Genomic DNA, 10,226 nt, shown 5'->3' with positions numbered 1-10,226 from the left:
GAGCACACGACTGTTAATCGTGTTGTCGTAGGTTCGAGCCCTACTTGCGGAGTTAGGGGAAATACTCAAGTGGCTGAAGAGGCGCCCCTGCTAAGGGTGTAGGTCGCGAAAGCGGCGCGAGGGTTCAAATCCCTCTTTCTCCGTATTATATTTAGGCCCGTTGGTCAAGCGGTTAAGACACCGCCCTTTCACGGCGGTATCACGGGTTCGAATCCCGTACGGGTCATAACAGTAAAGATGTTAACTTTTAAAGTTAGCATCTTTTTTTATTTTTCTCGTAGTGAATTTCTCCGCATACGAGGAGAGTATGGGGCGGAGTGAAAGCGAGTACCAATCCATTCTATTAAATTAAGAACCTTTTTGGAGTATAGATTAAGTTCTATCCTCTTTTTTTGTATACGATTAATTATTGAAACAGAGAAAAAACGATTTCGGAATTTGTGAAATTATTAGCTCCAAAAAAGAAGCACTTATGAGGGCCTATTTGCCGACGTAAGTGCTTCTTTAATATAATAACTGTTTGATTTAAAAAGCTAAGCCAATGATTAAAGCGAGTGCTGTCAGTAATCCGTAATATTTGATTGCCTTAGAACATGTAGCCATTCCAGGAATCATCTTCATGACTTCATTTTGTTTCCAAAAGATATAGATAGACATGAGTGCTGGTGGTACAGCAATAAGTGTAATAAAGAGGAATGGTGTAAGGTTCATTGTAAATACTAATGACCAAGTCCATCCAAATGCGAATAACCACATAGCTGCATAAAATACCGTTGCCCAACGTCTACCCAGTAAGATTGCTAAAGTGAGTCGTCCGTTGCGAGTATCTTCTTCAATATCACGTAAGCTGTTTGCTAACAACATGTTACCAATCATAACGATTAACGGGAATGAAAGGAAAATAATTGTTTTGTTCAAGTAGCCTGTCTGAATAAAAAAGCTGAGGTAAGTAATAATACCACCCATGAAAAATCCAGCGATCAGTTCACCAAAGGGTGTATGTGCAATTGGGAGTGGACCACCGGTATATAAAAAGCCGACAATCATTGAAATTACTCCGATAGCAGCGAGATACCAACTCACAGTGATACAAAGATAGACGCCTAGAAGAAGGGCGATTAGGAAGCTTAAAATGGCTAAATTGCGAATCAAGCTAGCAGACATCTTCTCTTTTGTGATAGCACCACCATGACCTACTTTATTTTCATCGTCATGACCACGTTTATAATCGTAGTACTCATTAAATAGATTAGTTCCTGTTTGAATTAAAAAGGCTGCAAATAACATTGCTAAAAATGGTAAGACCTTAAAGGTTGAATAGTGCAATGCTGCTGCAGAACCAACAAATACAGGAACATAGCTGGAAGCCAACGTATGTGGACGTAATAATTTCCACCATTTATTTTGTGTGATGCGAGCCAGTTTAGAACTCTGACCTTGTTTCAAAAAAACCCTCTCCTTTATTGCGTAATTATACAAATTTAACTATAACACACTATAAACTGCCATAACAGTAAGTAAGAGTATGATACAGTGATATTTTTTGTTATAATTGGTGTGGCAGAGTAAACATAAGCTGATATAAAAAGAGCTATTCGTTGGTTTTATGCGTTCGAATAGTTTCTCTCTTTTTATATGGAGCATCTATATAGGGGCGATATATCTAATGAAACTAGCAAATAAAGTGACAGAGTCTATTAAACAGGCAGTTGAACAAGCAAGAAAGACTGAAAATGCAGTGTTATTGAGCATCATTACTCCGATAGAAGAAATTAATTTTCCAAAGGTGTTAATTAATTTACCTCAAACAGAGGATGCTTTTTATTGGCAAACACCCGATGATTCATTAGAATTTACAGGGATAAAGACAGCGGCAGTGTTTAATGAAAAAATGATGAGTGCAACAGGGGTACAACAAGAGTGGTCGCAGCTTCTAAAAGATGCAGTAATAAGCGATCAAGATAAGGCAAATAGTGGTTTGCCATTACTTTTTGGTGGTTTTAGTTTTGATGATAAAGCAGAAACAACTGGAACAATTTGGAATGTTTTTGGAAAACAGCTGTTTTTGTTACCTGAGTTAATGTTTATGCGCAAAGAGAAGCTAAATACGTTGACAATTAATTGCATTGTTCAAGCGGATGATACTTTTATGAGTATTGAAAAAAAACTGAATAACAGTTATGCGCAAGCAAGGACTTTAAATATAACGTCAGAAAAAGAAAGAACACCTTTAATAATTAAGAAGATTGAAGATTTGATTACGCCCACTGATTGGGATAAGATGTTAAATAAGGGCATTGAACATATTGAGGCAGGTGTGTTTACGAAAGTCGTACTTGCACGCCAAAAAGAAATTGTGTTTAATCGTTCATTACACATTGGTGAATTAATGGCAGCCTTACTTTTACAACAACCGAATTGTTACCGTTATTTGTTGCGTTATCAAGGCACTAGCTTTTTAGGTGCATCACCTGAGCGTTTATTATATAAAGAAGGGCAATCAATCTATTCAGCGGGTGTCGCAGGGTCAATTGCAGCAGGAAAAACAGAAGAACAGCGACAAATGTACGCCGATGAATTATTGGCAGATCCTAAAAATCTACATGAGCATGAAATTGTTGTGAGCATGATTACTAATAAATTAGCAGGTCTTTGTCATGATTTAAACTACTCATCACAGCCTCAAATTTTAAGCAATCGTGATATTCAACATCTATATACACCCATTAAGGCCGAATTAAATAGTGGAATGTCTTTTTTAACATTGGTGAAACAAATGCATCCAACCCCAGCTTTAGGTGGTTTTCCATCTAAGAAAACAGTGGAATGGATTGCAAAAGAAGAACCGCTTATCCGAGGCTTTTTTGGTGCACCAATCGGTTGGTATGATAGTAATGAAAACGGCGAATTCGCAGTAGGTATTCGCTCATTAGCTGCACAAGAAAAAACAGCTCGCTTATTTGCGGGTTGTGGGATTGTTGCGGATTCTGTTCCTGAAAATGAATGGCATGAAACAGCAATGAAATTTCAACCAATGTTAAGATTATTAGGAGGGACAGACAATGACACAGCATCAAATTGAAATGACGCGTTATCTTTCGTCTTTTATTGAAGAGCTTGTACAAGCAGGAGTCAAGGATGCAGTGATCAGTCCAGGTTCACGTTCAACGCCGTTAGCAATGCTAATGGCAGAACATCCGACTTTAAAAATATATGTGGATATTGATGAACGTTCAGCAGGTTTTTTCGCATTGGGATTGGCTAAAGCGTCACACCGTCCCGTTGTATTGCTTTGCACATCAGGCACAGCAGCAGCTAACTATATGCCAGCAGTAGTAGAAGCTAACCTCTCTCAAATTCCATTGGTTGTATTAACATCAGATCGCCCACACGAATTGCGCGGTGTAGGTGCACCACAAACAATTGATCAAATTCATTTGTATGGTCATCATGTGAAAGATTTTGTTGATATGGCTTTACCAGAAGATCGTCCAGAAATGTTGCAATATGCCAAATGGCATGGAGCACGTGCTGTAGATTTGGCTTTAAAGGCGCCTAGTGGGCCAGTTCACCTTAATTTCCCACTAAGACAACCATTGATGCCTATATTAGATCCCTCGCCTTTTAGTGGCGAAGAAAAGCGTCATCATGTACACATCTATTTGACAAAAGAAACAGTTGAAAAAGATCTTTTAAACCAAATTATCGCAGTTTGTCATGGGAAAAAAGGTTTGATTGTCATTGGTGATCTTGATAAAGCTGAAGGTTTTGCAGAAAAATTGGTTGAGCTATCCTTGCAACTAGGTTTCCCCGTTTTAGCAGATCCGTTATCGCAAATTCGTTCTTTTGGTAAAAATGATATTAAAGTAATTGATCAATACGATAGTTTATTACGTATCGATAGAGTAAAACAAGCGATGAAAGCAGATGTGGTTATCCGTTTTGGAGCAATGCCGGTTTCAAAATTCCTTAGTCAATATCTTGATACCTTAGACGATGCCCGTCATTTTGTAGTTGACCCAGGCTCTAGTTGGCGCGATCCAATTAAAGCAGTGACAGATATGATTCATTGTGAAGAACACGTTTTTGTAGAAGAATTGTTAACGACAGTCGATTATACACAACGCAATACGGAATGGTATGATCAATGGCAACGATTAAATACTTTAAGTAAAGCTACCGTTAATAAGTATTTACAAACAATTGAAGGTTTGGATGAAGGGAAAGTTATTAGTGAATTACAGCAACATCTTCCGAACAATGCGACTTTATATATCGGAAATAGTATGCCAATTCGTGATATTGATACGTTCTTCCAACAAACAGAACGTCACATTAAACTCTACGCCAACAGAGGCGCTAACGGTATTGATGGTAATGTGTCAACTGCGTTAGGAATGAGTGTTGTTAAGCAACCAATGTATGCCTTAATCGGCGATGTCACATTCTTTCATGATATGAATGGTTTGTTGATGTCACGTACAAATCAACTTAACATGACTTTAATTGTTATTAATAATAATGGTGGAGGTATCTTTTCATTTTTACCACAAGCAGACAGTCCGCGTCATTATGAGCAGCTATTTGGAACACCAACGGACATATCTATTGAGAAAGCAACTTCATTGTATGATGGTAATTACTATGGCATATCAGATTGGGAAGAATTCCAAGACGCTTTAGACCAATCTGCACATGATAAAGGCTTAAATATTATTGAAATTAAAACAAATCGTTATGAAAATGTAGTCACTCATCGCAGTGTGTGGGATAATATACAGGAAGTGATTGGTTATGAAAGCTTATAATGTGAAGATACGTTCGCGTTCCTATCATCTGTTGATAGAAGGTTCTGATGAATTACCTACAATATTATGGTTACATGGTTTTACTGGCAGTTCACAAACCTTTTTAAAGACCGCTACTTCAATCGATGGTTTTCGCCATGTTTTACTTGATTTAGCAGGGCATGGTCAAACTATTGCCACAGAATGTAATTATGCTGAACAGTTGACTGATATCATCGCTATAATGACTCAATTGGGTAGTGAACACTTTAATGTTGTTGGCTATTCAATGGGTGGCAGAGTGGCATTGGGATTAGCTTGTGAATACCCTGAAAAAGTGACACGACTTGTTATTGAAAGTAGTTCTCCGGGGTTGGCAACAGCAGAAGAACGGGCAGAACGCCGTCACAGTGATCAAAAACTTGCTCAACGGTTGGAAACAAATGGATTGGAAGCCTTTATTGATTTTTGGGAAGGGATTCCACTGTTTGAGTCGCAACGAATATTATCAACGGCTGTAAAAGAACACCTTCGCAAACAGCGAGAAAATAATACTGTGGTTGGTTTGCAGGAATCGTTGTATGGCATGGGAACAGGTTCACAACCCAGTTACTGGGATAAACTTAGTGACATTAACTGTCCTGTTACATGCATTGTTGGTCTATTGGACAATAAATATGTCAGCATCGCAAATGCGATGAGGCTCAAACAGCCAAGCTTCGAAATCGAAGGTGTACCAGATGCAGGTCATGCGGTACATATTGAAAAAAGTGGTTATTTTAATAACTATTTAAAAAAAGTGTTTAAAAATTAGGAGGAATAGAGAATGAAAACATATGACTGGAAACAAGTGAAAGAATATCAAGAGATTAAATTTGAAAAAACAAACCACGTGGCAAAAATAACAATTAATCGTCCACATGTACGTAATGCATTTACACCTTTAACTGTAATGGAAATGATTGATGCATTTACAATCTGTCGTGAAGATGCAGATACAGGTGTTATTATTTTAACTGGTGAAGGCGATTTAGCATTCTGCTCAGGTGGGGATCAAAAAGTACGTGGAAACGGTGGTTATGTAGGTGATGATAACATCCCACGTTTAAACGTTTTAGATTTACAACGCCTTATCCGTGTAATGCCTAAACCTGTTATTGCAATGGTTCGTGGTTATTCTATCGGTGGTGGTAACGTTCTACAATTAGTGTGTGATATTACAATTGCAGCAGACAACGCCATCTTTGGTCAAACAGGCCCTAATGTTGGTAGCTTTGATGCTGGATATGGTTCAGGCTACTTGGCACGAGTTATAGGTCATAAACGTGCGAAAGAAGTTTGGTTCATGTGTCGTCAATATACTGCAGCAGAAGCTTATGATATGAACTGGGTAAATAAAGTGGTACCATTGGCACAAGTAGAAGAAGAAACAATGGATTGGGCAGAGGAAATGTTGAAGAAAAGCCCAACATCATTACGTTTCATCAAAGCAGCCTTTAACGCAGATACAGATGGTTTAGCTGGTTTACAACAATTTGCTGGTGATGCAACATTGTTATACTATACAACAGACGAAGCAAAAGAAGGTCGCGATGCTTTTAAAGAAAAACGTGAGCCAAACTTTGATCAATTCCCTAAATTCCCATAAAGTGAGAGGGTGGAGTAAATGTTTGTGAATAATTGGTTAAGCCAAAGGGTGGAACAGTCACCCACAGCCAGTGCACTTATTTATGATAACGAAACAACGACCTTCCGTGAATTAGGGAAACGTGTGTGGTCAATAGCGGGGAAATTACAAACAGTTATTTCTCCGGGACAACACGTGGCGTTGCTAGGTGAAAATAATCGTGCAATGTATGAGCTAATATTGGCATTACAACAAATCGGAGCGGTAACCGTTTTTATTAATAACCGCTTAACCGCCTCTGAAATTAACTATCAATTAGAGCAAAGTGATACAACACAACTCCTTTATGCAGATAACTTCAAAGAGTTGGTTGCCGTGCTAGATTTAGCACAGCGACCTGCTCTTTCGTTTGTATCGTTAGAGAAGTTAACCGCACCTGCGATGATACCAAATAAAACGGTATCTTTAAAGGCGACAGCATCCATGATGTTTACGTCAGGCTCGACGGGTCATCCTAAAGCGGTGCAACAAACCTACGGAAACCATCTCGCATCAGCAATGGGAACCGCCATGACAAACGCTTTAGGAGTGGGTGATTGTTGGTACTGTGCGGTGCCCTTGTTTCACATAAGTGGTTTATCAATTATGATGCGCTCATTATTGTTTGGTACGGCTGTGATGCTAGAACAAAAATTTGATGCGTTTCGCCTCGGTTTATTATTAACCGAAGGTACCATTACGCATGCGTCAGTTGTAACAACAATGTTGCATCGACTGCTTGATACAACATCATCAACCTATCGTTGTCACCCAGCAGTTAAAGTAGTATTGCTTGGTGGTGGACCGGTGACAAAAGAATTATTAGCAGCCTGCCAAGAACGAAATATTCCAGTCATACCTTCATACGGTATGACAGAAACCGCAGCACAAGCTGTTGCAATGCCTTTGGACAAAGTTGCTGATAAATTAGGTTCTGCAGGTTTGCCGCTTTTTCAAACGCAATTGCGTATTAATAAGGGAACTGAAGCCGCTGATACTGTCGGTGATATTTGGCTCAAAGGTGCTAATATTACACCAGGCTACTATGGTAAACAATCAACTGATTTTCAAAACGGATGGTTTAGAACAGGCGATGTCGGTTACCTTGATAACGAAGGCTTTTTATATGTAAAAGAACGTGCGGGTGATTTGATTATTTCTGGTGGCGAGAATATTTACCCCACTGAAATTGAACATGTACTTTTGGGTCATCCTGCAATAAAGGAAATTGCTGTTGTCGGTGTTCCAAATGAGCAATGGACACAAGTGCCTGTTGCCTACATCGTTACAGATAAAGCAGTGACAGAAGCTGAACTCGCTCATTTTTTGAAGAATAAACTAGCAAAATATAAATGGCCACAGGCCTATTATCACGTAGAAAAGTTACCACGAACAGCTACGGGTAAGATACAACGCCACTTGTTGCGTCAACAATAGCTTACTATTTTGGAAGAAACAACACATGTGGTAAAATAAATTGAATGAATACGATTGATTGGAAGGGGAAATAACATGTCACTACGTAGTAAAATGGCAGCTGTGGTCGGGAAAACCGTCTACATGACAGTGCAGACATTAACCAAAGGAGGAAGCAGTTTTCCAGGCCGTGTTGCGCTGAAACTTGATCCGACTGTGTTAGAAGAAATCTCTAAAAATTATGAAGTGATAATTGTTACCGGTACAAATGGTAAAACAGTAACGTCAGCTTTGATGCATAATGTATTGAAACAACTTGATCCTGATACGATTTCGAACACAACAGGGGCTAATATGTTACAAGGAATTACCTCAACATTTTTGAAAAATTATCAACCAGGTCGCAAAGAAAAACGTCATGCTATTTTAGAAGTAGATGAAGCAAGTCTTGTGAGTATTACTGAGTATGTAAAACCACATGCGATTGTTTTTACCAATGTATTCCGCGATCAACTTGATCGTTATGGTGAAGTCTATACGACATTAAAATTAATGCTTGATGGCGCTCGTTTAACGCCTGAAACAAAATTATTTGTAAATGGTGATGCACCGATCTTCCATGATTTAGATGTACCGAATCCAGTAACTTATTTTGGTTTTGACATTGAAAAAGGTGAAGCACAAGAAGCGCAAATCAATGCAACAGCTACTTTGTGTCCACATTGTAAAAAACCATTAAAATATAACTTTATTACTTATAATAATCTTGGAGATTACTATTGCGAAACATGTGATTATAAACGTCCAGAACTGACGTATCGCTTGAATGAAGTGACGCGTTTAACGGACCAAGAAGCGGATGTTCAAATTGATAATGACCCTTACCACTTAACTGTCGGAGGCTTGTATAATAGCTATAATGCTTTATCGGCTTATGCAATTGGACGTGAATTTGGTTTATCAACAGAGCAACTTCAACGAGGATTAGTCCTTGATCAAGCTGTTTTTGGACGTCAAGAAGCCGTAATGGTTGGTGACAAACGAGTACATGTTATTTTAGTTAAAAACCCTGTTGGGTTTAATCAAGCGATTGAAACGATTGCTTTGCATGAGAAGGAGTTCTCATTGTTCTTACTGATGAACAACCATTATGCAGATGGTATTGACGTGAGTTGGATTTGGGATGTTAATTTTGAAAAATTAGCTGAAATGCCAATCCCGAGTTATAGTGTAGGTGGCGAACGTTATTACGATTTAGGTGTGCGTTTGAATGTTGCTGGGATTCCAGAAGATGAAATTGGCATTGTACCGACAATCGATGGTTTAATCGAAGCGATTCAAAAAGAAAAAACAGATGATGTCTACGTATTAACAACGTACACAGCAATGTTGCGTTTCCGTGAAGAGCTGTACAAAAATAACATGTTGAAAGGAAAGTGGTAATATGGATATGTCATTAACAATGTGTCATCTTTACGCCAACCTGTTAAATACGTATGGCGATAATGGCAATTTATTAGTGCTTAAACATCGTGCGAATGCGCGCGGTATTGCTTTCGATATCGAAACAATCAGCTTGGATCAACCGTTTGATGGCGATAAATACGATATGGTTTTTATTGGTGGCGGTCAAGATTATGAACAACTATTAGTAGCAAAAGATTTACAAACAAAAAAAGCAGCCTTAACAGCCTACATTGAGAATAATAAAGTGATGTTAGCTATTTGTGGTGGCTATCAAATGTTGGGTCAATATTACATGGACGCTGATGGCAATCGTATCGATGGTATTAGTGTGATGCCACACTATACGGTGAATGGCGACGAACGTTTTATCGGTGATGTAATTTTACACAATAAAACGTTTGACGAAAAATATGTTGGCTTTGAAAATCATGGGGGACGTACATACCTTGGTGAAGGTCAACAACCGTTGGCAATGGTTGAAAAAGGACGAGGCAACAACGGTGAAGATGGTACAGAAGGAACGATTTATAAAAATACATTTGGTTCGTATTTACATGGTGCATTGTTAGCAAATAATGCGGATTTAGCAGACCGTTTATTATTAAATGCGTTACAAACGAAGTATCCTGAATTAGCGGAATTACCACCGTTAGTAAGTAAATTCCAAGCAAAAGCGAAAGCCGAACGTCTATTGGGACGAGATGCTACAGATAAGTAATACCATAAAACTATATAAATTAGTGAAAGCAGTATCTTGGCGTTTTTCGTCAAAATACTGCTTTTTTTACTACTATCGTAGCGGATTGCTAATATCGTTGCGAATTCATGAGCTTACGAGAATAGTATGGGACGGAGATTGCGTAAGCAATTGAGTACCAATCAGTAGTTAG

At 38.6% G+C, this 10,226-nt stretch carries 8 protein-coding genes and 2 tRNA genes; 9 read left to right on the top strand and 1 reads right to left on the bottom strand.

Going from position 1 to position 10,226, the window contains the following annotated elements:
* The first annotated feature begins 55 nt into the window (after positions 1 to 55).
* Positions 56 to 143 (top strand) — tRNA-Ser (locus IKV95_RS10600).
* 11 nt (positions 144 to 154) lie between these two features.
* Positions 155 to 226: transfer RNA gene (locus tag IKV95_RS10595), tRNA-Glu, on the top strand.
* Positions 227 to 525: 299 nt separating this feature from the next.
* Here IKV95_RS10595 and IKV95_RS10590 read toward each other — a convergent pair.
* The gene (locus tag IKV95_RS10590; protein WP_051457255.1) at positions 526 to 1,446 is read right to left on the bottom strand and encodes a 1,4-dihydroxy-2-naphthoate polyprenyltransferase; all 921 of its coding nucleotides are present in this window, start codon (positions 1,444 to 1,446) and stop codon (positions 526 to 528) included.
* A gap of 220 nt (positions 1,447 to 1,666) precedes the next feature.
* Between IKV95_RS10590 and IKV95_RS10585 the strand changes: the two genes are divergently transcribed.
* The 7 genes from IKV95_RS10585 (at position 1,667) to IKV95_RS10555 (ending at position 10,054) form a co-directional block, all read left to right on the top strand.
* The gene (locus IKV95_RS10585; RefSeq protein ID WP_287451812.1) at positions 1,667 to 3,082 is read left to right on the top strand and encodes an isochorismate synthase; all 1,416 of its coding nucleotides are present in this window, start codon (positions 1,667 to 1,669) and stop codon (positions 3,080 to 3,082) included.
* Positions 3,063 to 4,808, top strand: coding sequence for a 2-succinyl-5-enolpyruvyl-6-hydroxy-3-cyclohexene-1-carboxylic-acid synthase (menD, locus tag IKV95_RS10580; protein WP_069120034.1), 1,746 nt, complete (start codon positions 3,063 to 3,065; stop codon positions 4,806 to 4,808). Before IKV95_RS10585 ends, menD begins: the two co-directional genes overlap by 20 nt.
* Positions 4,795 to 5,601: a 2-succinyl-6-hydroxy-2,4-cyclohexadiene-1-carboxylate synthase gene (menH, locus tag IKV95_RS10575; protein WP_081312086.1), complete on the top strand. Its 807-nt coding sequence runs from the start codon at positions 4,795 to 4,797 to the stop codon at positions 5,599 to 5,601. Before menD ends, menH begins: the two co-directional genes overlap by 14 nt.
* A 12-nt stretch (positions 5,602 to 5,613) precedes the next feature.
* On the top strand, positions 5,614 to 6,435 hold the full coding sequence (menB, locus tag IKV95_RS10570; protein WP_029092635.1) for a 1,4-dihydroxy-2-naphthoyl-CoA synthase: 822 nt from the start codon (positions 5,614 to 5,616) through the stop codon (positions 6,433 to 6,435).
* Positions 6,436 to 6,453: 18 nt separating this feature from the next.
* Entirely contained in the window at positions 6,454 to 7,890 is a 1,437-nt protein-coding gene (locus tag IKV95_RS10565) for an o-succinylbenzoate--CoA ligase (RefSeq protein WP_029092634.1), read from the top strand.
* Between the two features lie 75 nt (positions 7,891 to 7,965).
* Complete coding sequence (locus tag IKV95_RS10560) at positions 7,966 to 9,312, top strand: Mur ligase family protein (protein WP_069120032.1); 1,347 nt, start codon at positions 7,966 to 7,968, stop codon at positions 9,310 to 9,312.
* Between the two features lies 1 nt (position 9,313).
* The gene (locus IKV95_RS10555; RefSeq protein ID WP_051536028.1) at positions 9,314 to 10,054 is read left to right on the top strand and encodes a type 1 glutamine amidotransferase; all 741 of its coding nucleotides are present in this window, start codon (positions 9,314 to 9,316) and stop codon (positions 10,052 to 10,054) included.
* The last annotated feature ends 172 nt before the right edge of the window (positions 10,055 to 10,226 follow it).

This window comes from Brochothrix sp., assembly GCF_017549435.1.
Classification (GTDB): Bacteria; Bacillota; Bacilli; order Lactobacillales; family Listeriaceae; genus Brochothrix; species Brochothrix thermosphacta.
The sequence above is the reverse complement of the archived record's forward strand: the minus strand, read 5'-3'. Positions and strand labels throughout refer to the sequence as shown.

What these genes read in the sequence shown, in the direction of transcription:
- menB (WP_029092635.1), top strand. Translation starts at nt 5,614, where the DNA reads ATGAAAACATATGACTGGAAACAAGTGAAAGAATATCAAGAGATTAAA.
- IKV95_RS10565 (WP_029092634.1), top strand. Translation starts at nt 6,454, where the DNA reads ATGTTTGTGAATAATTGGTTAAGCCAAAGGGTGGAACAGTCACCCACA.
- IKV95_RS10560 (WP_069120032.1), top strand. Translation starts at nt 7,966, where the DNA reads ATGTCACTACGTAGTAAAATGGCAGCTGTGGTCGGGAAAACCGTCTAC.
- menH (WP_081312086.1), top strand. Translation starts at nt 4,795, where the DNA reads ATGAAAGCTTATAATGTGAAGATACGTTCGCGTTCCTATCATCTGTTG.
- menD (WP_069120034.1), top strand. Translation starts at nt 3,063, where the DNA reads ATGACACAGCATCAAATTGAAATGACGCGTTATCTTTCGTCTTTTATT.
- IKV95_RS10555 (WP_051536028.1), top strand. Translation starts at nt 9,314, where the DNA reads ATGGATATGTCATTAACAATGTGTCATCTTTACGCCAACCTGTTAAAT.
- IKV95_RS10585 (WP_287451812.1), top strand. Translation starts at nt 1,667, where the DNA reads ATGAAACTAGCAAATAAAGTGACAGAGTCTATTAAACAGGCAGTTGAA.